Here is a 25444-nt window from a genome sequence, read left to right as displayed (position 1 = left end):
CCGGGGCTGCGGCCGGACTCCGAAACACGGGCTAGGCGGTCGGCAGGTCGGCGGTGTCCGGGCCGGCCGGCCGGTGCTCGTTGGCGAGGCGGCCCCACACCAGGGCGTACCCCAGGAATCCCAGCCAGACCACGGCGCCGATGCCGATCCGGGCGGCCGCCGGGAGCCCCGACGGGGTCACGAACGCCTCCAGGGTGCCGGCCACCGCCAGGGTCGGCACCAGGCCGACAGCGACCACCATGCCCTCCCGCGCCCAGGCGACCAGCGACTCCCGCCGGGTGCGCAGCGGGCCCGGCGCGATCCACGACCAGCCCAGCCGCAGGCCCACCCCGGCACCGACGAACAGGCAGGTGATCTCCAGCAGGCCGTGCGGGGCCAGATAGGTCAGGAAGGTGTCGCCGGCGTCCTGGCTGACCATCATCCCGCCGACCACGCCGGTGTTCAGCAGGTTCGACGCGAGCAGGTAGAACACCGGCAGGATCAGCACCCCGGCGGCCAGGCACTGCGCGGTGAGCAGGGCGTTGTTCGTCCACACCCGCAGGGCGAAGTTCTGCGCGTGATACTCGCTGTAGTAGCCGACGAAGTCCTGGTCGACGACCTTGTCCACCTCCGCGTCGCTGGCGAACAGGGCCAGCACGTCCGGGTTGGCGGCCAGGTACCAGACCAGTGCGGCGCAGGCGGTGACCAGCAGCACGGCGACAGTGCCCCACCAGCGGCGGGTCCGGTAGAGCGCGCCGGGGAAACGGTAGACGAAGAACTCGGCGACCGGCCGCCAGAAGACCCGGCCGCCGCTGCCGGTGACCGCGGCGCGGCCGGCCAGCACCAGGCGGGACAGCTCGGCCAGCACGATCGGATCCGGGTTGCGGGTGCGCAGCACGGACAGGTGGGTGGCCGCCCGCTGGTAGAGCACGACCAGCTCGTCGGCCTCGGCCGCGGTCAGGTCACGCCGGGTCGACAGCACCTCGAGGCGGTGCCATTCGCCGCCGCGCTCGGTGACATAAGCGTCGAGATCCATCATGCTGCCGCCCCCGCCGTTCTCGTTGACGGCAGCGTAGTGGACGCGGTGTTCCCGGCCTGGCCCCGGTGGTGTTGACTGTCCGCGTGAACGCCGACTTCCCCGCCGTGCCGCCCACCGCGGACGTGTCGCCGGCCGGCACCGGCCTGGTCACCGCCGAGGCCGTCGCCCTCGACCTGCGGCCGGCCCGGCTCGGCTCCCGGGCGATCGCGCTGGGGATCGACATCCTGATGCTGGGCATGGTCTCCGGCATGGTGTCGCTGGTGGCCGGCGTGGTGCTGGCCGTGCTGCCGGACAGCCTGGTCGACGACGCGCTGGTCGGTGCCGTCATGACGATGGTGATCGTGGTGGTGCTGCTGGCGTTCCCGACCTTCGTCGAGACCAAGACCAACGGGCGCAGCGTGGGCAAGATGGCGATGGGGCTGCGGGTGATCCGCGAGGACGGCGGCCCGATCCGGGTACGCCACGCGTTCACCCGTGCGCTGATCGGCCTCACCGTCGAGTGGCCCGGCCTGCTCCTGCCGTTCCTCACCTGGGCCGGCAGCCTGATCACCATGATCGCCTCGGACAAGGGCCGCCGCCTCGGCGACCTGGCGGCCGGCACCCTGGTCGTGCACGAGCGCCGCCCGGTGCCGTTCCGGTTCGTCCCGGGCATGCCGGCCGCCCTCGCCGGATGGGCGGCGACCGCCGACCTGTCCGCTGTCGACGACGAGCTCGCCGCCCAGGTCCGGCAGTACCTGTCCCGCGCTCCCGAACTGAGCGAGCCCTACAACAGCAGCCTGCTGCGGATGCTCGCGCACGAACTCGGCACCCGGGTCACCCCGCCCCCGCCGCCGAACACCCCGCCGTGGCTGTTCCTCTGCGCGGTGCTGGCCGAACGCCGCCGCCGCTCGGCCGCCCAACTGGCCGCCGGACGCCTGGTCACCGAGCGGGTCCTGCCGGGCTTCGGCCGGTCCGGCCGGAGCCCGTTCCCGGGCGTACCGGTCCGCCCAGCCTCACCCGCCCGCTAACGATCTCCAGGAGTTCCGCGTCCAGGCTTCCTGTGTTCAGGCTTCCCGCATCCGGGCTTCCCGCATCCGGGCTTCCCGCATCCGCCTCGCTTCCCGCTGACGGGCCGACCCCGCCTCGTCCCGCTGTCCGCTGACAGGCCGGATCGCATTGCCGGAAACCCCTTTTCGGTACGAAGCGTCCGGTCGCCGAAAGCAACAGCCATGCCCCGTGTCCTCGCGACGCGGACTCCGAGCTGTGGTCCGGGCCGCCACGCGCGCCACGGCCCCGGCCCGGTCCGGCACGCGAGGCCGTTTGTGCCGCGGTCCGAGGCGCGCGCTCCGACCCTGGCGGGCTGGCCGACGACAGACCGAGGCGGGCCGGTCGGCGACAGATCGTCGCGGTCGGCCGACGACAGATCGTGGCGGGTCAGTCGGCGACAGTGGGTAGCGGCATGGTCTGGGGCGGGCGCGGCCTTGCGGTCCGGGTCGCGGGTCGGGACGCGCGGCACGGTCTGGGGCGGGTGTGGCCGGGGCCGGGGCCGGGGCGCGCGGGGCGGTCCGGACCACAGCTCGGAGTCCGCGTTGTGAGGACGCGGAGCGCGGCTGTTGCGTTTGGGGACCGGGCCGCTTCGTACCGGAAAAGGGGGTTTGCGGACCGCGGACCGGAACGGAAACCGGGTGCGCGCGATGTGTTGCCGACCGGGGTGTGTGGCAGGCCGTAGGCTTCGGTTGATGTTGACTGACGAGCAGGCCGCCGACTACGTCCGGCGATACGACGGTGTCCCCGCGACGATCCTGACCGACGGCACCGACCTGGTGCGGCGGCGGGTCTTCTGGCTCGCGATGTTCGACGGGTGCGCCGAGTCGGAGCTGATCGCCGAGCTGTTCGGCGGCGAGGACGACGACATCGCTGCCCTGGACGACGAGCTGCGGGCCGCCGAGCGCTGGCCGGTGATCCCGATCAGTGACCGGTTCGTGCAGGTCATCTGGCACGGGCACGACTTCGAGGGCGGCGACGACTACGTGGTGCTGACCCCCGGGCGGGCCATCTCGGTCGCCGCCCGGGAGGGGCACGGCTACGGGCCGGGGCTGTCCTGGGCGGAGTTCGACAGGATCGGCACGACGCCGGAGCGGCTGCTGCTGGCGCTGCCGGCGTTCGGTGACGCGGACGCCCCGCCGGAGGCCGCCGAGCGGGTCGCCGCGGCGTTCCTCGCGGTCGGCGGCGGCGCTTCGGCGGCGGCGAGCGAGGCGGCCCGGCAGATCCTCGACAACCCCGCTCGGTGGAGCCCGGACGGTGACGTTCTGGTCTGCGACGGCGAGTACGCCGTACGCAAGAGGGGTGGCCTCCCGGACGACGACCTCCGTCTGGTGACGGCGGCCCTGGCCGCGCCCTAACCCATCGCGGTCATCGCCGCGATGGTGGCCAGCATGTTGCCGCACAGCCCGGTCAGTCGCCGGTCCAGTGCCCGCTCGTCCGCCTCGGCCCCGACCCGCATGCCGGTGTTGCCGGGCCCGTGCCGGAACGTCTGGTGCAGCAGCGTCGTCCCCGGCTGCTCGCCGTCGGTGAGCTCGTACCGCCACAGCGAGGCCGCCAGCCCGTCGTCGTCCAGCGCCGCGTAGGCGAACGTCGCCGGCCGCTCCACCACCGTGATCTCGCAGGTCACCGTGCTCACGAAGCCGTCCGGATAGCGGTTGTGCCCGACGAACCGGGCACCCGGCACCAGCGCCGCCGGCCCGTCGATCCGGACCGTCTCCGGACTCCACTCGCCGATCCGCCCGACCGCGGTGATCAGCTCCCACATCCGCTCGCGCGGCACCGCCACCACCCGCGCGATCGACACCTCGGCACCCGTGACCAGATCCATGGCCCACCCTCTCCTCGCCGTTGCTCGCCATTCCTCGAAGGATGATGAACTGGCATGGGCGGATTCGGACACTGAGCAGCCCCGGCGGCTCCCCGTCGGTTCACAACGGATCGCTCCGGATGGCACAGCGGGGACACAGGTGGCGTGGCGATCGTGGGTTCCTCACCGGTTCGTTCCCAGGAGGGCCCGATGCGCCAGCGTTCCCTGTCCGTACTTGTCGCCGCCGCCACCGGACTCGCGATGAGCGGCCTGGCGGCGGCGCCGGCCCAGGCCGTGACCGATGCGCGGGTCACTGTCGCTTCGGAGACCCTTGGCGTACGCACGGCAGCCGCCCGGTCCACGCTGGCGTCCGGGCACCGTCACCAGAACGGCGGGTCGTCGGCGGGGGTCGAGGGTGAGCACGTCACGTGGTCGGCACGCGCCGCCGCCGATGCCCCGCTCGTTTCACCGGTACGCGAGGTCTCGGCCCTCGCGGTCGTGGCACCCGCCGTCGTGGCACCTGCGGTCGTGGCACCTGCGGTCGTGGCACCTGCGGTCGTGGCACCTGCGGTCGTGGTGCCCGCAGTGGTGGTGCCTGCGGTCGTGACGCCCGCAGTGGTGGTGCCTGCGGTCGTGACGCCCGCAGTGGTGGCGCCCGCGGTCGTGGCACCTGCGGTCGTGACGCCGATCGGCAGCGCACCCCCGGCACCGGCCTCGCCCGCGCTCTGGACCAGCGGAGTCGTGGCGCCGGCCGACGGGCGCACGCTCCGGCGTCCCGAGGGCAGCACCGAGGCGGAGCCGTCCCGCCGCCCAGCCGCCCAATACACCTGACAGGCCCCGGCTGGCGCCCACGGCCCCTTCCCCGCCCGGGATGGCACCGTCACGCCCAGCCGGGTTGTGCGGCTGGTGCTGATGGTTGCTTCCGGGCCTGGGATGGCACCGTCACGGCCAGCCGGGTTGTGCGGCTGGTGCTGATGGTTGCTTCCGGGCCTGGGATGGCACCGTCACGGCCAGCTGGGTTGTGTGGGCTGGTGCTGATGGTTGCTTCCGGGCCTGGGATGGCACCGTCACGGCCAGCTGGGTTGTGTGGGCTGGTGCTGATGGTTGCTTCCGGGCCCGCGATGGCACCGTCACGGCCAGCCAGGCTGTGCGGCTGGTGCTCACGGTTCCTTCCCAGCCCGGGACAGGGCCGTGAGCACCAGCCCGGCGGAGCTCGGCGAGGCGGGCGACGATCCCCCGATCAGTGCAGCCGTCCGCCTACCAAGCCCACGCCTCCGGGGCGGGCCCACCCTTCCCCACCGGCGGGAAGATCTCGTCCAACCGAGCCAGCACGTCCGCCGCCAGCGGCGCCACCGGGACGTCCAGCTGCGCCGGCGTGCGCGGCCCGAGGACCGGTGCGGTCACCTCCGGCCGGGACAGCAGCCAGCCGATCGCCACCGCCGCCGGTTCCCGTCCCAGCTCCGCGCACAACTCCTCGAACCGCCGGATCGCGGCCCGATGCGGCTCGACACGGTCCGCCGCGTGCAGCACGCTGCGGCCCGGCACCCCCTCCCGCTGTTTGCGCAGCGCGCCGGAGAGGGCCCCGAAGTGCAGCGGCGAGTACGGCAGGACCCCGATGCCCAGCTCCGCGGCGGCCGGCAGCACCTCCAGCTCGGCATGCCGGGTCAGCAGGTTGTACTTGCACTGCTCCGAGACGATCCCGAGGAAGTTGCGCCGATCGGCGGCGGCCTGCGCGCGGGCCAGGTGCCAGCCGGCGAAGTTCGACGAGCCGACGTACCGGATCTTGCCCTGGCTGGTGAGGGTCTCCATCGCCTGCCAGATCTCCTCCCACGGCGTGCCGCGGTCGATGTGGTGCATCTGGAACAGGTCGATCCAGTCGGTGCCGAGCCGGCGCAGCGACGCCTCGCAGGAGGCGATGAGGTGGCGGGCGGACAGGCCGCGGTCGTTGGGGTCGTCGGACATCGGCGCATAGACCTTGGTGGCCAGCACCGTCCGATCCCGGTTGCCGGTCTTCGCCAGCCAGCTGCCGATGATCCGTTCGCTGAGGCCGTCGCCGTCCTCCCTGCCGTACATGTTGGCGGTGTCGACGAACGTGATCCCGGCGCCGAACGCGTGGTCGAGCACCTCGTGGGCGGCCTCCTCGTCGATCTGCCAGCCGAAGTTCATGGTGCCGAGACAGAGCCGGCTGACGGTCAGGCCGGTCCGGCCGAGACGGGTGTACTCCATGGCCCGGGACGGTAGGCGGGCCGGGCCGCCGGCCGGTATTGGTTCGACCGTGCTCGAATGGTGAGGTGATTGCGTGGGAGTTCGGAGCGGCCGACCTGGCCGGGTTGCGGTTCGCGCACTCGCCGATGGCGGAGCTGGTGGCGAGCGTGTTGGCGCTGCGTGGCGGCCCGGCCGGGTGGCTGCGCCCGGACTGGTCGGTCCGGACCGCCGCGACGATGCGGGCGCTGCCGGCGTTACGTGCCGTGCTGTGCGGTCCGCGCGGTCACGCCCCGGATTTCCTGACCCCGGTGCCGGCGGTCGCCCGGCCGTCGCTCGACGACGAGCTGGCGGTGATCGCCGCGACACCGCTCGATCAGGTGGCGGAGCAGGTGACGGCCGGCTGGGCGGGGGAGGGGCCGCCGGTGGTCCGGCGGTTCGCGGAGGCGCCGGCGGTGGCGCTGACCGGGTTGCTGGGGGAGATCCGCGAGTATCACGCCGCTGCCATCGCCCCGGTGTGGTCCCGGTTGCGGGCCACGGCGGAGGCGGAGATCGCCACCCGGGTGCGGGTCGCGGCCGAGCGCAGCCCGCGGGCGATCTTCGACGGTCTGCACCCGAGGCTGGACTGGGACGGTTCCGCCCTCCTCCTCAAATATCCAGACAAGTCGGGTGAGTGGTCCGCCGACACGCGGGAGATGACGCTTCTCCCGACCGCTTTCGCCGGCCCCCACGTCTACGCCATGACCGGCGCGACAACCGGCCGCTCCCTCTGGTACGCCCCCACCGGTTACGGCAACCTCTGGTCCCCGCCCCCGCAGCCGTCCGCCGCGCTGTCCGCCCTGCTGGGCCCGACCCGCGCGGCCGTCCTCACCCTGCTCGCCACGCCGGCCACCACCGGCGAGGTGGCCACGCTCCTGGGCCTGGCCCCGGCCACCGCCTCGCACCACCTGACCACGCTGCGCGACGCCGGCCTGATCACCCCGCACCGCACCGGCCGCCGCCTGCACTACCAGCACACCCACCTGGGCCACCAGCTCACCGAAGGCTGACAGACACCTTTTTTCGTACGCTCTCGTGCCACCACGACCGCACCAGCCGGGTCCCGTGGCCAGCCGCGCGGTGGTCCCGGTGCCGGACCGCGACGCCGTGCCGGGCTGAGCTCGCGACGCCCGCCTCCGGTCCGGGCCGCCCGGCGCGCGGCGGGTGCACCGGTGAGATCCGCCGGTCGATACCGGGATCAGTTCGTTCGCGGCCAGAAATCGTAGGGACGGGAGCCGGGGCGGAAGCCGTGCGCCTCGGCCATCGCGGCGGCCTCGGGAAAGCCGTGGGCTATCAGGTCGGGCTGGTGTGCGTCGCTGCCGAACGTGACGGCTTCCCCGCCCTCCTCGTGCCACCAGCGCAGAATCGTCGCGTCGAGCGGGATCCGGGTGTTGATTTCCAGGGCGCGACCGGATGCGGCGGTGGCGCGCAGGGCGTACCGGAAATGCTCTTCGAACGGCATCGGGTCGAATGGTCCGGAACGGTCGGCGGGCCAGAAGCGCAGCGGATAGTCGATGTGCGCCAGAACGGTGAAAGGATGGTCGCCGGCGACCATTTCCGGGATCTCGGTGAGGTATTCGCGGACGAGGTCGGCGGGGTCGCGGTGCGGGAACAACGCCCACGGCTCGGCGAAACCGGCGCCGTCCGGCAGGCAGTGCAGCGAGCCGAGAACGCGGTCGAAGGTGCCGGTGGCGAGGATTCTCGCGCACTGCGCGGCGTGCCAGTGCGGTTCGCCGACCTCCATGCCGGTGAGGATGCGCAACTGCGGGAACCGGGTGCGGCACCTGTCGATCGTCTCGAGATAACCGAGCGCGTCGAAGGCCGGCGGCGTGATCATGCCGTCCGGGTCGGCGGCGGCGCGCAACTCGTCGCTGGCGTAGGGCCCGGTGGCCGGCACGGTCCACCGGGTGTGGTCGACGTGCTCGGTGAAGGCGATCGCCGGCAGCCCGATCGCCACGGCGCGCTCGCAGGTGCGCTCCATCGAACCGACCCGCGTGTCCCAGGAGAACTCGGTGTGCACATGACTGTCCGCCGGCATCGCCATGCCGATCACGCTAGCCGGACCGGCCCCTCGGCGGCGGCGGTGGGCGGCACGGGGAGAGGGCGTGGACGCGGGCGGCCGGGATTACCGCCGCCCAAGCGAGATCGGTCTCAACGAGCTGATCGATAACGGACAGCAGGAGCAGGGAACGCCAGACGTCTGAGCCCAGCCCGGATCACCGGCGACCTACCGGGCCCGGGTGACCCCGGCAGCGGGGTCACCCGGGAGCGGTCAGCTGTCCTGGAGCAGGCCGAGGACGTTGCCGTCCGGGTCGGTGACGGTGGCCACCAGGCGGCCGCCGCCGACGTCGTGGGCCTTCTCCTTGACGGTGGCGCCGGCGGCGGTCAGCTCGGTCAGCTTCGCCTCGATGTCGTCGACCTCCCAGTAGGCGACCGGCGCGGTGACGCCGTCCTTCGCCGGGAGCAGGCCGATGTGCTGAGCATCGGTGTCAAAACCGACATAGTACGAGGTATCCGTCTGCGGGGCGATACCGAGCAGGGCGGTGTAGAGCGTCTTCGCCGCGTCCAGGTCGGACACCGTGTGCAGTACGGTCTTGATTCCCTTGTTCATCGTCACTCCCTGAGTCGTCGTCGTCCGGTGCACTCAGCTTCCCGCTCAGTGCACCTCTCGCGCATCAGTGGTGACCACGGAACGCCGTACGGAGAGCCCACGGACGGCGACCGCGACGCCCACCCCGAGCAGCACCGTGAGCAGCCCGGACACCAGCGGGGTGAGCCGCCCGCCGAGGACCGCGACCAGCGGCCCGCCGAGCAGTGTGCCCCGATGGTGGCCGTGCCGGCCGGGCGCGGTCGTCGGTACCGGCCACGGAGGCCGGCATCGATAATGGCACCCATGACTGCCGCAGACGTCTCGTCCCGCGAGGCCGAGGTGCTGACCCTGGTGGGCCGGCACCTGAGCAACGCCGAGATCGCGGCGAAGCTGTTCATCTCGGTGCGGACCGTGGAGAGCCACGTCTCCGCCCTGCTGCGCAAGCTGGACGTCGCCGACCGGCGCGCCCTGGCCCGGCGAGCCGGTGCGGGCGGGGCGCCGAGAAACCCGCTGCCGACGCCGCTGACCTCGTTCGTGGGCCGGGCCGCGGAGCGTGCCGCGCTCGCCGGGATGCTCGCCACGCATCGGCAGGTCACCGCGGTCGGCCCGGGTGGGGTGGGCAAGACGCGGCTCGCGCTGGCGGTGGCCGCCGAGATCGGCGGGGATCATCCCGACGGCGTCTGGTTCGTCGACCTGGTTCCGGTAACCGGCCCCGGCCCGTGCGTGGTGGCGGCCGCCGTCGCCGCCGCGATGGGCATCGGCGAGCAACTGGGCCGGGCGATGACCGAGTCGGTGGTGGACGCCCTCGCCGACCGGGACGTGCTGCTCGTGCTGGACAACTGCGAGCAGGTCCGCGACGGGGTGGCGCCGTTCCTGGAGAAACTGCTGTCCACCTGCCCGCGCGTCACGGTGCTGGCGACCAGCCGGGCCCGGCTGATGGTGCCGTTCGAGCGGGTCTACCCGGTGCCGCCGCTGTCGCTGGACGGTGGTGGCGAGTCGGACGCGGTGGCGCTGTTCATGGACCGGGCCGCCGCCGCGAGCTGGCCGCCCAACCACGCGCTGCGCGACCCGATCGCGGCGTTCTGCGCCCGCCTCGACGGGATGGCCCTGGCGATCGAGCTCGCCGCGGCCCGCTGGCCGACGCTGGGGCTGGACGGGCTGACCGCGGGGCTGGCGGATCCGCTGCGGATGCTGGAGGGCGGCTCGCGCACCGACGAGCGGCACCGGTCGGTCCGCGCCGCGCTGGACTGGAGTCACGCGCTGCTCGCCCCGGCGGATCGGGCGCTGTTGCGGCGACTGTCGGTGTTCGTCGCGCCGTTCACCCGGGAGGCGGCGTCCGAGGTGGCCGGTGCGACGGCGGATGGGCTCGCCCGGCTGGCCGAGCAGAGCCTCCTCGTGGTCCTGCCATCGTCGTCCGGGACCGAGTTCCGGCTGTTGGAGACCATCCGGCAGTACGGGACCGAGCAGTTGACAGCGATGGGGGAGCTCGCCGAAGCCCGTGCCCGGCACCTGCGGTGGTGCGAGCGTCAAGCCGACGAACTACGGGGTTTCGCGGAGGGCTGGCGCGTCCGGTTCGACGCCGTCGCCGACGACCTGCGCGCCGCCCAGGCCTGGTCCGACGACTACCCGCTGACCCGCAAGCTCGCCGAGCTCACCTTCGCCCGCAAGCTCGCCGCCGAGTCGCAGATCCGGTTCGAGCAGGCCGCCGCGCTGGCCACCGACCCGGCCGAGGCCGCCGAGATGTTCCGGCAGGCCGCCGCGGTCGCCGGCTGCCGGATCCGCGGTGACGACGCCTACCGCTACCTGCTGGCCGCCGCCGAGATCACCCCGGACCCGGCGGCCGCCGCGCGGGACCTGGCCACGGCGGCCACCACCACGCACCGGTTCTGGGGCAAGTTCGACCACCTGCCGGCCCGCCAGGAGACGATCGAGCTGGTCGAGCGGGCGCGCGGGCTGGCCGGCGACGACCCGGCCGCCCGGGCCGCCGTGGCGCTGGCCGAGGCCGGGGTGCTCAGCGACGCGTTCGGGGCGGCGCAGGGGCCGGCCGACAACGCCGTACCGGAGACGGTGGCCCGGGCCGAGCGGGCCGTCGACCTCGCCCACCAGCTCGGCGACCCGCTGGCCGAGTCGGCGGCGCTGGACGCGCTGATCGGCGCGCGGTGCTGGGCCGGCGACACGTTCGGCACCGCTGCCACCGCCCGCAGGCGGATCGTCCTGCTGGCCGCCACGCCGGACACCCCGGCCGCCTCGCACGAGCTGCTCGACGCGCTCGGGATGGCCACCGAGACCGCGCTCGGCGCCGGTGACCTGCCCGGTGCCCGCCGTACCGGCCGGCAGCTCGCCGAGCATCCGCTGATGAGCGAGGTCGGGCACCGGGGCACCTGCTGGCTGGTGGTGACCGAGGCCCTCGCCGGCGACACCGGCGCGGTGCTGCGGTACGGCGAACGGTTCCTGGAGTCCTGGCAGCGGGCCGGTCGCCCGGCCAAGTCGGCGCTGGCCCCGGCGGCCGCCGCGGTCGCCATGGTGCACGGGCTGCGCGGCGAGCGGGACGAGCGGGAGCGGTGGCTCGCCGTGCTGGCGGCGATGGGGGTGACCGCGGAGTACACGTACGGCTACGGCGCGGTCTTCGACGCGATCGTGCTGCTCGACCGGGACCGGGTCGCCGAGGCCGCGGACCGCCTCGAGCCGGAGCCGGACGAGGTGTGGAAGTGGGTCACCTGGATCTGGCTGCACTGGTATGTGGCGCTGCGCGCCGAGGCCGCCGTGCTGAGCGGGCACCCGCGGGCGGCGGCGCGGATCGCGGCGGCCCGGCGGACGGTGGCCGGCAACCCGGTCGCGACGGCCCTGGTGGACCGGGCCGGCGCCCTGCTCGCCGGGGACCCGGCGGGGGTGCGGGCGACGGCGGCGGCGTTCGAGGCGGCCGGGTGTGCCTACCAGGCCGCCCGCTCCCGGCGACTCAGCGGATCTCCAGCTCCAGCAGCGAGTACCCGTACCGGCTGACCCGCTTGACGCCGAACATCCGCACGAACCGGGCGACCCGGCCCTTCGCGCGGATCTTGACGGTGCCGCCCTTGCCCTTGGCGGTGGCGTAGAGCTTCTCCCAGCTCTTGCCGTCCAGCGAGGTCTCGACGCGGTAGCCGACCGCGTAGGACCGCTCCCACTTCAGCGTCACGGTGGTGAGTTCCCAGCGGCGCTTCAGGTCGGCGCGCAGCCACTGCTTCTCCTCGAAGGCGCTCGACCAGCGGGTGGCCGGGTCACCGTCGCAGGCGAAGGTGGGCAGCCAGGAGTCGCTCTCGATACCGGAGGCCGTGCAGGCCGCGTGCAGGGCCAGGTTCACCCCGTCCGGGTTGATCTTCCCGGTGGGGCTCCGGGAGACCGCCGACGGTCGCGGCTCCGGCCCGGCCGGGAAGGGCGATGCGGTGGTCACGGCGGGCGCGGGACGTGCGGCCGCCTCCGACTGCTTCCGGTACGCCACCGCGCCGCCGCCCGCCAGCAGCAGCACCACGAGCCCGGCCAGCCAGCCCCGGCGCCTGCGTGGCGCCGGGGGCGGCGCGGGCGGCGCCACCGCGGGCGGCTGCACCACGGGCGGCGGCGCCACGGGCGGCTGATATCCCGGCACCGGCCGGGGTGGCCGCTGCGGCATTTTGGTCAGCCGCAGGTTGTCCGCCCGCGACGGCCCCCGCCGCTGGCTGTCGAATTCGGTCACGCACGCCCCCTGTACTCACTCGACGGTGAGTATCTTGACCTATGCGTCGCCCGTTCGTGGACCCGGTCAGGCCACCAGCGGCGGATCGATGCTGCGCAGCAGGTCCTCGGGGTGCACCGGCCGGCACAGGTGGTAGCCCTGCCCCAGGTCACAGCCGAGCCGGCGCATCGCGTCGCGCTGATCGGCGGTCTCGATCCCCTCGATCACCGTGCGCAGATCCAGGGTCCGGGCCAGCTCGACGATCGTGCGGATCACCGCGAGATCGGCCTTGGTCGGCGTCTCCCGGCTGATGAACGCCCTGTCGATCTTCAGCTCGTCGACCGGCAGCCGCTGCAGGTAGGACAGCGACGAGTAACCGGTGCCGAAGTCGTCGATGGACACGTCCACCCCGAGATCCTGCAGGTCCCGCAGGCAGGCGATGGCCGTCTTCGGGTCGCTCATCAGCACCGACTCGGTCAGTTCCAGGGTGACCGCGGCGGGCGGCAGCCGGCACTCGGTGAGCATCCGCTCCACGTCCGCGGCGAACTGCGGGTCGGTCAGCTGCCGCCCCGACACGTTGACGTTCAGCCCCAGCTCGGGCCGGGTGCGCCGCCAGGCGGCCGCCTGCCGGCCCGCGGTGTGCAGCACCCACCGGCCGAGGTCGCTGATCAGCCCGGTCTCCTCGGCCATCGGCACGAAGTCGGCCGGCGAGACGTATCCGCGTTCCGGGTTCTGCCAGCGCACCAGGGCCTCCACGCCGACCGGCCGGCCGCTGTCCAGCGAGATCAGCGGCTGGTACTGCAGCCGGAACTCGCCGAGCGTGAGCGCCCGCTGCAGGTCGCCGTTGAGGGTGAGCCGGGCCAGGGCGTCGGCGTGCATCCGCGGCTCGAAGAGCACCACCTTGCCGGGGCCCTCCTGTTTGGCCCGGTACATCGCCACATCCGCGTTGCCGAGCAGGTCACCGGGCGCCGGGCCGGGACCGGCGGCGATCCCGATGCTGGCCCCGATGAAGACCTCCTGCCCGCTCACCACGAACGGCTGCTTGATCGCGTCGATCAGCCGCTGGGCGACCGGGACGGCCTGCTCGGCCCGGCAGTCGCCGAGCAGCACCGCGAACTCGTCGCCGCCGATCCGGGCCGCGGTGTCCGACGGGCGCAGGCAGCCGCGCACCCGGCCGGCCACCAGCCCGAGCAGGTCGTCACCGGCCCGGTGCCCGAGGCTGTCGTTGACCGCCTTGAACCGGTCCAGGTCGATGAAGAGCACGCTGGTCGGCTGCCCGGCGTGCAGCTTCTCGGCCAGCATCTCCAGGAACAGCACCCGGGTCGGCAGGCTGGTCAGCGAGTCGTGCCGGGCCTCGCGCAACGACTCCACCAGGGCCAGCCGCTCGGCCGCCTCCCGCTCGCGCTCCTCGCGCAGCCGGCGCTCCGCCGAGAGCAGCCCGATGTTGGCCAGCGCCAGCCCGAGGGTCTGCGCCATGGCCTGCAGCAGCTGCCGCTCCTGCGGGTCGAGCGGATCACTCGCCCGGGCGACCAGCAGCGCGCCGCCCGGTTCGGTGCCGAACCCGGCACTCGTCACGTGCAGCGCCGACAGGCCCGGCAGGGTGAGTGTCGCCGGGCAACCTTCTCCGGACAGCAGGCCGTCCAGCCGGTCGCGGTTGGCGCCCCAGGCAACCTGCACCCGGCCATCGCGCAGCACCGCGCCGACCTCGGTCTCCAGCACTTCGGCAGCGCGCTCCACCGCGACGGTGACGGCCGAATGCTCGTCCTGCGGTGCGCAGACCGCGGCGAAGAATTCGGTGAGCTGGTGGGTCGACCAGTGGTTCATCGCGCCTTTCCTCGGGCTGGACTGGTGGTGCGGGGGTGGCTGTCATCCGGCCGGGCCGGGATCGTCGGTTGCGGGCCGCGGCTCATCCCAGGGCCAGGGTCACCACGGTGAACTGGTGCATGCCGAGCGCACCGCGGATCCGGGCGATCTCCCCGTTGGTGTAGAAGCCGGCGAACGGCACACCGTCCAGCCGCTTGCCGATCTCGACGTTCTCCTGTCGCACGCCGTCGTCGCCCAGCTTGATCCATCGGGCCGCGCAGTCGAAGACCAGCATGCCCAGCGCCGGCCGCCCGCCGAGCGCGTCCAGCGCCTGCCCGGTCGCCTCGGCCGCGCCGTCCAGCAGCGCGTCCCGATCGCCGCTCATCAGCCAGGCGAGCGCGCCCTGCGGCACGTCGGCCAGGCAGCGGAGCGAGCGTTCGGCCCGGTCCCCGCCGTGGATCACCCGGATGTCCTCGGCGGTGCGCCGGGACAGCCCGAGCGGGTGGTGGAAGGCCAGCGCCTGGAAGCCGTCCCGGTCGTCGAGCACCGATTCGTCGAGGCCGAGCCGGCGCAGGTAGACGTCGAGCGCCGGCTCGCCGTCGAACTCCAGGACCCGCCCGTCGCGGCTGCTGGTGATCACCATGGCGTCGCCGTCCTTGCGCCAGCCGTGCGCGATCCCGACGCCCAGCGGCGCGGACGAGCCGATCGCGACGCCGACCACGGTGTCCGACATGATCTCCACGCCGTCCCGGCCGCCGTGGAACTGATAGGTCCGCACCGCGGTGAAGCTCGACGCGGCGCACCCGCCGACCAGCGGCACGGCGGCGCCGGCCACGGAGAACGCCCCGCGCACGAATTCGTGCTGGTTGCCGGTCAGCCCGTCACCGATCAACAGCAGCGCCTGATGCTCGCCGTCCACGCCGGCGAGGCAGGCGGCGGCGTCGGCGCCCGCCGCACGGAGGCGGGTGCTCGCGGCTCGGGCGACTTGGGTACGCACGGCGAAGCCCTCGCCGCCCCAGGCCGCCATCGCCACCCCCGCCAGGTCCACCCGCCCGTCCGCGAGCTGCCCGGACGTACTGCACCCGACGATCACCGTGTCCGCGGTGACCTGCGCGCGCAGGGCGTCGAACAGCTCCGGCACCTGGTAGCCGATCGAGCAGAACACGAACACCACCGCCGGGTCCCGCCCGGCCAGCGCCTCGGTGGCGGCCTGGGCTCCGGCCGCGGCCGGGTCGGCGAGGGTGCTGTAGCCGGTGCCGAACCAGCGGACTCCCGGCCCGGCGCTGCTGACGTGCTTCATGCCCCTGGACATCGGCCGCCCGACCGGCGAGTTGAGCCGGGCGCCGGCATCGCCGGCCGGCGCGGGCATTCCCGGGCCGTCGCCGAAATTGGTGAGCGTCTTTCGTGTTTTTCCCGGCTACTCGCGGGTACGCAATAGTCACCTCCGATTTGGGCGACATGGCAGAAAGGCCGCGTCGCACCGGCCCGTCCAGCGGAGGTAGCAATGAACAGCCTGGTTCCGCTCACCGCGATCGTGGCAGCGATGGGATTCCCGCCGTCCGCGGTTTCGGCCACCGCCCAGGTCTTCGACCCGGACAGCGCACTGCTCGCCGAGGCGAGCTTCGACGCTGGTAGTGACGCTTTCACCGTGGTCGCCCGGGCCACCACCGATCGCCCGTATGTCGAATATCGCTATGTGCGGGTGAACGGGACGGTGCAGACCGGCACCCACGAGGGCGTCGCGAAGAGCGGTATCCCGGTGCGCTTCGAACACCATTTCGGTGCGGGCCGGAGGGTCACATTCCGCGTTTGCGTCACCGGTGCCCACGACTTCAATCCGTGCAGCGGCACCGACGACGGCGAGAATTGGACGGTCGCCATCGCCTGAAACCCCTTTCCGGTACGCCCTGGGCCGGCTGCCCGCCCCGCCGGGCCGGTGGCGCGCCGCGGTCCGGTCCCGAGCGGACCGCGGCGCGGACGGGTGGGGACGGGCGGGTTGCCGAGGGCGGGCGCGGTGGGTGTACCCAAATAGCTCTGAATCGGGCAGAAGCGGACCGCGCGCCGTCCGTGTCTCGGCGCGGATAAGAATTCTTTTCTCGATCGTTTCGCAGGTTACGCCGAGGTCTCCGGCGGCGCGGGGTCAGTGCGAGGTCACCGGGCGTTCGCGACGAGACGCGGGTCACCGGGCATATCGGTCGGTAGGCCGTGTACCGGTGTGACCCGGCTGGAACTCGGGTTTCGTGGCAAACTACGGCGAACTGGCGGTGTTTGGCGCGCTGTGCAGCGCCGGAACAGATAACGGTTTGAAAATTTCGCCCGCAGTCTTGACAGGTAGGGGCCGTCAGTAAGAACTTTTACCGCGACAGTTAACACTCAGTCCTGAAGGGGTGTCTGATGGCTGAGCCGGAGATGGACGGCACCGCGTCGACTGCGGTCGCCGACTCGGTGGTTCGCGATCAGGGCCTCGCAGGCAACGGGACGACTATGAGCCTCCTCGGCAACATGAACCTCGAGCACTCGTCGGCGGACGGCGTGCTGGTCCGGCTGCGCACGCTGCTGCCGGAGTTCACCGGCGCGCTGAAGCGGGTGGCCGAGCAGGTCATCGCCGACCCGGCGGCCGCCTCCCGGGCGACGATCGTCGAGCTGGCCGAGCGCAGCGGCACGTCACCGGCGACGGTGACCCGCTTCTGCCGGGCGCTGGGCTTCGACGGCTACGCCGACCTGCGGCTGGGCATCGCCGCCGAGACCGGGCGGGCCCGCTCGGCCGGCTGGACCGTCGACATCGGCCGCGAGATCCAGCCCAACGACCCGCTGGAGCGGGTGCTCGGGCAGATCATGGCGGCGGACACCCAGGCCATGCACGACACCGCGAACCTGCTCGACCTGGCCGAGGTGGAACGGGCCGCCGGGGCCATCGCCGGGGCGCGCCGGGTGAACATCTTCGGCGCCAGCGGCAGCGCGCTGGTCGGCGAGGAGATGCAGTTCAGCCTGCACCGCATCGGTATCCCGGTGTGGGCCTGGACCGACACCCACAACGGCCTGGCCAGCGCCGCCCTGTCGAAACCCGGCGACGTGGCGCTGGGCATCTCGCACAGCGGCGAGACCGGCGAGACGATCGAGCTGCTCGCCGAGGCGAGCAGCCGGGGCGCCACCACCATCGCGCTCACCAGCTTCCCGCGCTCGCCGCTGGCCGAGCTCGCCGACATCGTCCTGGTCACCGCGACCCAGGCGACCACCTTCCGGCCGGACGCGCTCTCCGCCCGGCACCCGCAACTGGTCGTCTGCGACCTGGTCTACGTCGCCGTCGCCCAGCGCACCCACGAACGCTCCCATGCCGCCTTCCAGCGCACTGCCCAGGCGGTGCAGGGCCACAAGGCGGCCAAGGGCAGCGCGCCATAGCCACCTCGCAACTCAGCACCCTTTTCGCCCACCCTTCCTGAAAGGACACCGATGTCTGAGATAACGAAGTCCGAGCTGGACCGCCGTACCCTGCTGCGCCGTGCCGCCGCCGTCGGTCTGGTCGCCGCGCCCGGTGTGAGCTTTCTGAGCGCGTGTGCGGGCTCGGACGACAACGGTGACGACACCAAGCAGGCGACCGGCACCAAGTCGGCCGACAATCCGCTGGGTATCGACCCGAAGGCCGGTATCGAGATCGTGATCTTCGATGGTGGTCTCGGTACCAAGTACGCCACCGATGTGGACACTCCGCTGTACAACAGCAAGTGGCCGGACTCGAAGGTGACCTACTCGGCGACGCAGCAGGTCGCTACCACGATCAAGCCGCGGCTGAACTCCGGTACCGCGCCCGACATGATCAACAACTCGGGTTCGGACATCATGGACTTCGGTGCGATCGTGAAGGCCGGGCAGGCCGCTGACCTGTCGGATCTGTTCGCGGCGCCGTCGCTGGACATCGCCGGTAAGACGGTGGCCGAGACGCTGGTGCCGGGTGCGGTGCAGCAGGGCACCTACGACGGTAAGCCGTTCGCGGTGAACTACTCGTTCACGGTCTTCGGGCTCTGGTACAACAAGAAGCTGTTCGCGAAGAACAACTGGACGATCCCGACGACCTGGGCGGACTTCACCGCGCTGCTCGACAAGATCAAGGCGGCGGGCATCACCCCGTTCGGGTACGCGGGGGCGAACGCGTCGTATTACATGGTCCGGGCGATCATGACGTCGGCGGCGAAGATCGGCACCGAGCAGGTGCTCAAGGACATCGACAACCTGAAGCCGGGTGCGTGGACCAACGACGCGGTCAAGCAGGCCGCCGCCGCGTGGGGTGAGATCGGCAAGAAGTACATCAACCCCTCCTTCCTGGGTCTGAAGCACACCGAGGTGCAGCTGCAGCAGAACCAGGACAAGGTCGCGTTCTACCCGTGCGGCTCGTGGCTGGAGAACGAGCAGGCGGCCAGCACTCCGGCCGGCTTCGAGTACGCGATGATGACGTACCCGTCGGTCACCGCGTCGGACAAGCTGCCGGCGGCGGCGATCAACGCGGCGGCCGGTGAGATCTACTTCGCGGCGGCCAAGAGCAAGAACCCGCAGGGTGGCAAGGAGTACCTGCGCACCATGCTGTCGAAGAAGGCGGCGCTGGAGTTCACCAAGCTGACCAAGTCGCTGACCGTGGTCGCCGGCGCGGCCGACGGGGTGACCATCAGCCCCGGGCTGACCTCCGCGAACGACGCGCTGGGCAAGGCCGGCCAGGACGTGTTCATGGGTTACCTGTTCGACACCTGGTACAAGAAGCTCGACGACGCCTCCCGTGAGGCCGCCAACCAGCTGATGTTCAAGGGCGGCGACGCGCAGAAGTTCTGCGACACCATGGAGGCCGCCTCGCAGGCCGTCGCCAAGGACTCGTCGATCACCAAGTTCACCCGCTCCTGAAATATCCGTCGGTAAGAGATAGGTAGGCGTCATGCGGCACGGCAAGTATCCCTTCATCATCGGTTTCCTTGTCGTGCCGCTGGCGCTCTACCTGGTGTTCGTGGTCGGCGCGTATCTGCAGATGTTCCAGTTGTCGTTGACCGACTGGTCGGGTTACGGCGGGTTCACGTACATCGGGGTGGAGAACTTCCAGAAGTTGTGGGACGACTCGGTGTTCTGGATCGCGTTGCGGCACAACCTGTACCTGTTGATCGTGATGCCGATCGTGACGATCGCTCTGGCGTTGTTCTTCGCGTTCCTGCTCAATTCCGGTGGTAAGAAGGCCGGTGGGGTGTGGGGCTCGAAGGTGTACCGGGTGATCTTCTTCTTCCCGCAGCTGCTGGCGCTGGCGATCGTGGCGGTGATCTTCGGGCGGGTGTTCGGGTCGGACAAGTCCGGCATGATCAACGGGTTGTTGCCGCAGTCGTGGACGCCGTGGCTGTTCCTGGCCGACGAACGCTGGGCGCTGACCTGCATCCTGGTGGTCCTGGTGTGGCAGGCGGTCGGGTTCTACGTGGTGTTGTTCTCCGCCGGGATGGGTTCGATCGCCGAGGAGATCTACGAGGCCGCCGCGCTGGACGGGGCCACCAAGGTCACCCTGTTCTTCAAGATCACGCTGCCGTTGCTGTGGGACACCCTGCAGGTCGCCTGGGTCTATCTGGGTATCGCCGCGTTCGACGCGTTCGCCCTGGTCAACATCATGTCGGTGAACCACGGCGGGCCGAACAACAGCACCCAGGTGCTGAGCATGCAGATCTACCTGAACGCGTTCCAGAACTCGCAGGCCGGCTACGCGTCAGCGCTCGGCGTGGTGCTGTTCTTCCTGACCCTGACGTTCGCCGCGCTGACCCTGCGGGTCACCCGCCGCGACGCCGTGGCGGCCTGAGCGGAGACGTTGAGATGACCAACTTGGCTTTTGAGAAGTCCGCGACCACCACCAAGCCCGTCCCGGCTGCCGACAGGCAGCGCCGGATCAACCCGCTCAACGGGGTCGCGCACGTCGCGTTGTTCCTGTGGGCTCTGGCCACGGCCGGGCCGTTGCTCTGGGTCGTGCTGGCCTCGTTCAAGAACAACACCGAGATCTTCCTGGGCAAGCCGTTCGCGCTACCCGAGTCGTTCTCGTTCAGCACGTACGCCGACGCGTGGAGCGAGGCGCACATCGGGCAGTACTTCCTCAACAGCGTGTTCGTGGTGGCGATCAGCACCGCCGGGACGATGCTGCTCGGCGCGATGGCCGCCTACGTGCTGGCCCGCTACAAGTTCCCCGGTAACCGGGCGATCTACTACCTGTTCGTCTCCGGGCTGGCGTTCCCGACGTTCATGGCGCTGGCCCCGCTGTTCGGCATCGTGCAGAGCCTGGGACTGCTCAACAGCTTCACCGGGCTGATCCTGGTCTACATCGCGTACTCGCTGTCGTTCACGGTGTTCTTCCTGGTCGCGTTCTTCAAGACGCTGCCCCACGAGATCGACGAGGCCGCCCTGGTCGACGGGGCCGGACACCTGCGCCGGTTCTTCCAGATCATGATGCCGATGGCGAAATCCGGGCTGATCAGCATCACCATCTTCAACATCGTCGGGCAGTGGAACCAGTACCTGCTCCCCGTCGTGATCATGCAGGGCGCCGGCGCCGACTCGAAATGGGTCCTGACCCAGGGCATCGCCAACATCAGCACCCAGGCCGGCTACCACGCCGAATGGTCCACCCTGTTCGCCGCGCTCACCCTCTCCATCCTGCCGATGATCGCCGTTTACGCGGTCTTCCAGCGGCAGATCCAGGCCGGCCTCACCGCCGGCGCGGTCAAGTAACTCCGGATCGGCCGGCGGCCCCCAGCGGGCCGCCGGCCACCTCGGTCAGCAGGCGACTCCGGTGCGCCCGGTCTTCTTCTTCCAGGTGCAGGTGTCGTGCGTCTTGCCGGCCTTGGTCTTCAACGTGGCCGTGTCGCCGGTGTTGTTCCAGACGTAGTTGCCGGAACCCCAGTAGAGCTGCGTCCTGGTGTCAGTGCCCTTGCCGGTGTGCAGCGTGACCTTCCCGCCGTTGCCGGCGATCGTGACGTTGCCGAACGTGTAGGTCCGCGACCTGTCGACGATCTTCCAGCCCTTCAGGCTGACGGCGGTCCGGCCGGTGTTGACCAGCGAGATCCACTCCGCGTTCAAGCTCTTGTTGCTGCGGTTGTCGGTGCCCGGCGAGTCGTACCGCGCGTAGTCGAACCGCAGTGACGGTGCGGCCTCGGCGGGCGCGGCGGCGAACAGGCTGCCGCCCAGGGCGACGGCGATCGCACTGATCGTGCCCAGCGTTCTGCGCATGAAGAATCCCTTTCCGGAATGGTCGGTGGCGGCACCATTCTGGTGGTACCCGTGGCCGGGAAGAATGGGAAACAGTGGTGTGTCGGGCCGGATCAGGCTGACCGTTCGGCTACTTGATCACGGGCGGACGGGGTGGCACGGTCGTCCGATGTCGAGTTGGCAGATGCGCGGCGTGGGACTGTTCACCCGGTTGGCGTACCGGCGGAAGTTCGCCACCGAGGCCGCGGGCCGGCGCACCCTGGCCCGGCCCAAGGGCCCGTCCGCCCCACCGGCCCGGCTGACGAGACGATGCACCGTCACCAGCTCGCGGGAACACGGATTCGACGTGCACACCGTGCACGCGGGGCCGGCGCCCAGCGCGACAGCTGTGGTCTATCTGCACGGCGGCGCCTACACCAGTGAGATCGTGGGGGAGCACTGGTCGCTGATCGGTGAGATCGCCGCGCGTACCGGCTGTGACGTGCACGTCCCGATCTACGGCCTGGCGCCGGCGCACCACGGGCTCGAAGCCCTCGACTTCGTGACCAGGGTGGTGGCCGGTCTCGTCGCCGAGGGACGCCGCTGCTACCTGGCCGGGGACTCGGCCGGCGGCGGCCTCGCGCTGCTGGTGGCGCAGGCAACCGGCGGTGCCGGGATCAGCGGGCTCACCCTGCTGGCACCCTGGCTGGACCTGGCGATGGACAACCCCGGGATCGACGCGATCCAGCCCTTCGACCCGTGGCTAGTCCGGCCCGGGCTGCGTCCGATGGCCGCCGCCTGGGCACACGGGCTGGACCTGAAGGACCCGCGGATCAGCCCGCTGCACGGCGACCTGTCCGTGCTGCCGCCGGTGCAGATCCTGGTCGGCACCCGGGACATCACCCTCGCCGACTGCCGGACGCTGCGGGAGCGGCTGCCGTCCGGTGTCGCTCTCGACTACCACGAGGAGCCCGGCGCGCTGCACGTCTATCCGCTGCTCCCGGTCCCCGAGGCGGGCCCCGGCCGGGACGCCGTCGTCGCCCACATCAAGCGCAATTCCTGAGCTTCTGGTCGGACCGGTGCCAGCGCCCGCCAGAGCGGGGCGTCACCGGGGACGGCCACGGCGCGTGGCGGTTGACGACAGTGCCGGAGGCGGCGCGAGATCAGGAGCGCCCTGTGCACGGCGTGAGACTACGTTGAACAGCAGCTCAGCCATGTTCTCATATCAAGGTGGCGTGACGGAACGCAGGCTGCTCGAGACGATCCATGGCACTCCGTGGATCGCCGATCTGCTCACTCTGTTCGACTTCGAAGTGGCACGAGCCGCAGACGGACCGATCGAGCCGGTGACGCTGGCGAGCGGGGAGCCGTGGGAAGCGATCGCCGGCGACGGTACCGGCGGGTCCTTTCTCCTCGTCGGCACGGGAGAAGTGCGGCCGGTGCTTTATGTCGGCTCGGAAGGCGAGGGCGGGCTCGTGGCGAGAAGTCTCCGGGATGCGTTGACCCTCGTTGTCGGCGTCTCCAGCCTGCACGACGCCACCACGATTCCCGCCGAGCGGAACGACGGCCGGGATCTGAACGACTTTCTCGGTCGCACCGACGACGAGATCCGCGAATACCGGCCGGAACTCGACGCCGACCGTGACCGCCTGCGTAGCGCCCTCGGACTGCCTCCAGTTGACGACGCGCTTCTGCGATCGTTGCAAGCCGCCGCCGCGGACAGTGGCTATCGACCCCTCAACCAGCAGGGCGACCGTCTGCGGCCGATGCTGGCCTGGCTTGAGGAGGCCGAGGAAGCAGCCCACCCGAGAGTTCCCGAGCCGCCGGTGACAGCGACGCCCTCGACCCACCCGGATGAGCCGATGCCGGGGCAGATCGCGTTGTTCTGACCGGCATCGACCGGAACGGGGCTACTTCCTTCGTCCCGCGCTGATGAGAGCCGCTGTCACTCCAACGATCATCAACACGACGATGAGACAAAAGAGCAGATGCCACGGCTTGATCGCGCCCATAGCGGTAGACCCTAGCGAGGGTCGTCAAGGTAGGCCCGGTTTATTCGCTTAACGGTAGTAGAGGGCATCGGCGTCGTAGTGGCTCGGTGCCCTGGATACCAACTTCGGAGACGCGCAGCCGATTCTTCGAAGCCGCCTGGCCGTGTCGTTACTGATCAAGTTTCCCTTCGCGGAGCGCACTAACTGCATGCTGCAGGCGTTGCAGCACCTCCTGATGCCAGTTCGCGGCGGCCGGATACTTGCTGTTATAAGGCTGCGCACTTTCCACCAGATCGCGAGCGTCCACCAGGGTGAGGTCAAGGGCGAGGTGGGTTGCCCGGATCGCGGCGATGATGCCGAGCCCCTCTGCCTGAAAGAAGGCGAGTACCTCATCGACATCGGCCCCGTCAGCGAGTCGCCGACGGCCAAGTGCGGCTACAGCGTCGATAACCTCCGTCTGCGTCACTCGGTCAATCCTCGCGGAGTTGCCGGCTCTGGGGCAACGTCGCGGCGGGCCAGGCTTTGTCTACCGGGTCCTCATACTTCTTGGCACCGAGCGGACGGAAGAGGATGGCACCCGAGTTCACGTAGCGAGGATCGCGGCGGATCCGGACGTCGCGTGGCGTTCACCGTGCGGTGAGAACGATCCGTCCAGTGCGTATCTTCCTGGTGGAGCCCGGAGCTACCCCCGGCCACTGGCGCGGATCTGACGTACCACCAGTGCCGGCGGCGAAGACAACGGGCGATGCGTCATTGCTCAAATGCCGGTCAAATCTCGACGTCGAATTGGCCCGGCTCAGCTGTGTCGCAGCCACAGCGTCGTGGCGCCGGCCGCGGCGAGTCGGCCGTCGCTGAGCCGTAACAGCGAGGTGGGAGCGCCATGACACCCGAGCGGTTCCTCGATCCAGGCGGTGCTGCTGCGCTGGTACACCGCGCCACAGCCGCTCTGGGTCTCGCTGACGGCGTAGACGGGTGGCGGTGGCTCCGCCGGTCCGCCCAGAACGAAAGCCGACGAGGGCGCGGCGGTCGTGAACAAGGAACCGAACGGTCGCAGCAGACCGAGCGGGAGCGGATGGGAATCCTGGCTCCAGGACACTCCGTCGGTCGAGGTGAGGACGACGGGACCACCAGTTGATGCGGTGCCGGTGGCAACGAGTTCCACACCGTTGAAGACAACGCTGGTGAGAGTGCGGGCCTCGGTGAGTTCGTGATACTGCCAGTCTTGACCGCCGGGTGGACTGTGCCAGATGGCCGCATGTGGCCCGGCACGCCCGACGATGACGGTGGCCGGTGGGATCACGGTGTCCGCCAGGCGGGGCATGCCGGCGGCGCTCAACGGTACGGCGCCGGCCGGGGCGGGCAGCGGCGTGGAATTCCAGCCCCAACCGGAGTACAGCCAGGTTGCCAAGCCATTCTTCCGGCGGCCGGCGAGCAGAAGGAATGGATTGTCCGGCCCCATGGCGGTGGGCGCCGCGGTCGCGTCAGCCGGCAAGTCCTCTTCCGTCCAGACACCGGGGTGCCCTTTGAGGAGGTAACCGTGGGGTCGCTCCCGATCGGTGATCACGGCAAAGGCTTCGCCGTGCCACAGATCAGTGCCGTTCGCGTCCACCACGCCGAGCAGCCTTTCCTTGACCGGTGGCTTCAGCGCTGTGCCGGACCCGGCCAGCCGCGAGGAACGGCAATCGTCGCTGCTGGTCCAGGATGCGATGTTCGAGGAACGAGCCGTACGCACGGCGCCCATCGCGGTGAAGCAGTTTTCGTGCCTGACGAGCGACATCACCTGGGCGGTCGCGCCGTCCGGGGCGCCGAACGCGCCGGGGATCGCCTCCCACAGCGTCGCCGCATCGGAGTTCGCGGCCGCGCCGTGGGAGGCGGTCCCCGATATCGTCGTATCGGATTCGCCAATCGCATGACGCGCGGCGCCCCGCTGTGCAGCGGTCAGAACTCGCATAGTGACGCCGGCCACCGCCAGCACGCCCACGACGACAGCAACAAGCACTCGTGATCGTGTCACGGGCATCCCGCCGCTTCGGAACGACGCACCTTTCGACCTTAGCGAGGCCACGCCGATCCCGGGCCGAAGTCGAGTCGTCGGCCC

The 25444-nt window shown here is 71.1% G+C and carries 23 protein-coding genes; 12 read left to right on the top strand and 11 right to left on the bottom strand.

Annotated elements, in window-relative coordinates; genetic code table 11:
* Window positions 1-31 precede the first annotated feature (31 nt).
* Entirely contained in the window at window positions 32-1018 is a 987-nt protein-coding gene (locus tag Actob_RS25970; RefSeq protein ID WP_284914430.1) for a stage II sporulation protein M, read from the bottom strand.
* Between the two features lie 83 nt (window positions 1019-1101).
* Between Actob_RS25970 and Actob_RS25965 the strand changes: the two genes are divergently transcribed.
* Entirely contained in the window at window positions 1102-2025 is a 924-nt protein-coding gene (locus tag Actob_RS25965; RefSeq protein WP_284914429.1) for an RDD family protein, read from the top strand.
* Between the two features lie 711 nt (window positions 2026-2736).
* Entirely contained in the window at window positions 2737-3399 is a 663-nt protein-coding gene (locus tag Actob_RS25960; RefSeq protein ID WP_284914428.1) for a hypothetical protein, read from the top strand.
* On the opposite strand, the gene Actob_RS25955 is transcribed toward Actob_RS25960, so the two are convergent.
* Window positions 3396-3869 (bottom strand): SRPBCC family protein, encoded by a 474-nt coding sequence (locus Actob_RS25955; protein ID WP_284914427.1) that lies wholly within the window; start codon window positions 3867-3869, stop codon window positions 3396-3398. The two genes, Actob_RS25960 and Actob_RS25955, sit on opposite strands and share 4 nt — an antisense overlap.
* Before the next feature lie 189 nt (window positions 3870-4058).
* On the opposite strand from Actob_RS25955, the gene Actob_RS25950 reads away from it, so the two are divergent.
* Window positions 4059-4679, top strand: coding sequence for a hypothetical protein (locus Actob_RS25950; protein WP_284914426.1), 621 nt, complete (start codon window positions 4059-4061; stop codon window positions 4677-4679).
* 426 nt (window positions 4680-5105) lie between these two features.
* Here the strand turns inward: Actob_RS25950 and Actob_RS25945 are convergent, their stop codons facing one another.
* The gene (locus tag Actob_RS25945; protein WP_284914425.1) at window positions 5106-6074 is read right to left on the bottom strand and encodes an aldo/keto reductase; all 969 of its coding nucleotides are present in this window, start codon (window positions 6072-6074) and stop codon (window positions 5106-5108) included.
* Window positions 6075-6139: 65 nt separating this feature from the next.
* Here Actob_RS25945 and Actob_RS25940 point away from each other — a divergent pair, with 65 nt between their 5' ends.
* Window positions 6140-7099 (top strand): helix-turn-helix domain-containing protein, encoded by a 960-nt coding sequence (locus Actob_RS25940; protein WP_284914424.1) that lies wholly within the window; start codon window positions 6140-6142, stop codon window positions 7097-7099.
* 188 nt (window positions 7100-7287) lie between these two features.
* Here the strand turns inward: Actob_RS25940 and Actob_RS25935 are convergent, their stop codons facing one another.
* Both Actob_RS25935 and Actob_RS25930 read right to left on the bottom strand, forming a co-directional pair.
* On the bottom strand, window positions 7288-8133 hold the full coding sequence (locus Actob_RS25935) for a PHP domain-containing protein (protein WP_284914423.1): 846 nt from the start codon (window positions 8131-8133) through the stop codon (window positions 7288-7290).
* A 228-nt stretch (window positions 8134-8361) separates the two neighbouring features.
* Window positions 8362-8700 (bottom strand): VOC family protein, encoded by a 339-nt coding sequence (locus Actob_RS25930; protein WP_284914422.1) that lies wholly within the window; start codon window positions 8698-8700, stop codon window positions 8362-8364.
* 282 nt (window positions 8701-8982) lie between these two features.
* On the opposite strand from Actob_RS25930, the gene Actob_RS25925 reads away from it, so the two are divergent.
* Window positions 8983-11679 carry an ATP-binding protein gene (locus Actob_RS25925; RefSeq protein WP_284914421.1) on the top strand — a complete coding sequence of 899 codons (2697 nt, stop codon included), beginning with the start codon at window positions 8983-8985 and terminating at the stop codon, window positions 11677-11679.
* On the opposite strand, the gene Actob_RS25920 is transcribed toward Actob_RS25925, so the two are convergent.
* The 3 genes from Actob_RS25920 to Actob_RS25910 form a co-directional block, all read right to left on the bottom strand.
* Window positions 11636-12385, bottom strand: a complete 750-nt coding sequence (locus tag Actob_RS25920) for a discoidin domain-containing protein (RefSeq protein WP_284914420.1) — start codon at window positions 12383-12385, stop codon at window positions 11636-11638. The genes Actob_RS25925 and Actob_RS25920 overlap by 44 nt on opposite strands.
* A gap of 66 nt (window positions 12386-12451) precedes the next feature.
* Window positions 12452-14188 carry a putative bifunctional diguanylate cyclase/phosphodiesterase gene (locus tag Actob_RS25915; protein ID WP_284914419.1) on the bottom strand — a complete coding sequence of 579 codons (1737 nt, stop codon included), beginning with the start codon at window positions 14186-14188 and terminating at the stop codon, window positions 12452-12454.
* 82 nt (window positions 14189-14270) lie between these two features.
* Window positions 14271-15467: an FIST signal transduction protein gene (locus Actob_RS25910; RefSeq protein WP_284914418.1), complete on the bottom strand. Its 1197-nt coding sequence runs from the start codon at window positions 15465-15467 to the stop codon at window positions 14271-14273.
* Between the two features lie 243 nt (window positions 15468-15710).
* On the opposite strand from Actob_RS25910, the gene Actob_RS25905 reads away from it, so the two are divergent.
* The 5 genes from Actob_RS25905 to Actob_RS25885 all read left to right on the top strand — a co-directional run bounded on the left by Actob_RS25905 (window position 15711) and on the right by Actob_RS25885 (window position 20899).
* Window positions 15711-16055, top strand: coding sequence for a hypothetical protein (locus Actob_RS25905; RefSeq protein ID WP_284914417.1), 345 nt, complete (start codon window positions 15711-15713; stop codon window positions 16053-16055).
* Window positions 16056-16561: 506 nt separating this feature from the next.
* The gene (locus Actob_RS25900) at window positions 16562-17566 is read left to right on the top strand and encodes a MurR/RpiR family transcriptional regulator (protein ID WP_284914416.1); all 1005 of its coding nucleotides are present in this window, start codon (window positions 16562-16564) and stop codon (window positions 17564-17566) included.
* A gap of 51 nt (window positions 17567-17617) precedes the next feature.
* Window positions 17618-19054, top strand: a complete 1437-nt coding sequence (ngcE, locus tag Actob_RS25895) for an N-acetylglucosamine/diacetylchitobiose ABC transporter substrate-binding protein (RefSeq protein ID WP_284914415.1) — start codon at window positions 17618-17620, stop codon at window positions 19052-19054.
* Window positions 19055-19085: 31 nt separating this feature from the next.
* The gene (locus Actob_RS25890; RefSeq protein WP_284914414.1) at window positions 19086-19979 is read left to right on the top strand and encodes a carbohydrate ABC transporter permease; all 894 of its coding nucleotides are present in this window, start codon (window positions 19086-19088) and stop codon (window positions 19977-19979) included.
* Window positions 19980-19993: 14 nt separating this feature from the next.
* Window positions 19994-20899: a carbohydrate ABC transporter permease gene (locus Actob_RS25885; protein WP_284914413.1), complete on the top strand. Its 906-nt coding sequence runs from the start codon at window positions 19994-19996 to the stop codon at window positions 20897-20899.
* Between the two features lie 45 nt (window positions 20900-20944).
* On the opposite strand, the gene Actob_RS25880 is transcribed toward Actob_RS25885, so the two are convergent.
* On the bottom strand, window positions 20945-21397 hold the full coding sequence (locus Actob_RS25880; RefSeq protein ID WP_284914412.1) for a lamin tail domain-containing protein: 453 nt from the start codon (window positions 21395-21397) through the stop codon (window positions 20945-20947).
* A 148-nt stretch (window positions 21398-21545) separates the two neighbouring features.
* Between Actob_RS25880 and Actob_RS25875 the strand changes: the two genes are divergently transcribed.
* A complete protein-coding gene (locus Actob_RS25875; protein WP_284914411.1) occupies window positions 21546-22418 on the top strand; it encodes an alpha/beta hydrolase fold domain-containing protein in 873 nt (290 codons plus the stop codon).
* Window positions 22419-22590: 172 nt separating this feature from the next.
* On the top strand, window positions 22591-23244 hold the full coding sequence (locus Actob_RS25870) for a hypothetical protein (protein WP_284914410.1): 654 nt from the start codon (window positions 22591-22593) through the stop codon (window positions 23242-23244).
* Between the two features lie 271 nt (window positions 23245-23515).
* On the opposite strand, the gene Actob_RS25865 is transcribed toward Actob_RS25870, so the two are convergent.
* Complete coding sequence (locus tag Actob_RS25865; protein ID WP_284914409.1) at window positions 23516-23812, bottom strand: hypothetical protein; 297 nt, start codon at window positions 23810-23812, stop codon at window positions 23516-23518.
* A gap of 330 nt (window positions 23813-24142) precedes the next feature.
* A complete protein-coding gene (locus Actob_RS25860) occupies window positions 24143-25345 on the bottom strand; it encodes a hypothetical protein (protein WP_284914408.1) in 1203 nt (400 codons plus the stop codon).
* Window positions 25346-25444 lie beyond the last annotated feature (99 nt).

It is taken from the genome of Actinoplanes oblitus (assembly GCF_030252345.1).
Classification (GTDB): Bacteria; Actinomycetota; Actinomycetes; order Mycobacteriales; family Micromonosporaceae; genus Actinoplanes; species Actinoplanes oblitus.
The sequence above is the reverse complement of the archived record's forward strand: the minus strand, read 5'-3'. Positions and strand labels throughout refer to the sequence as shown.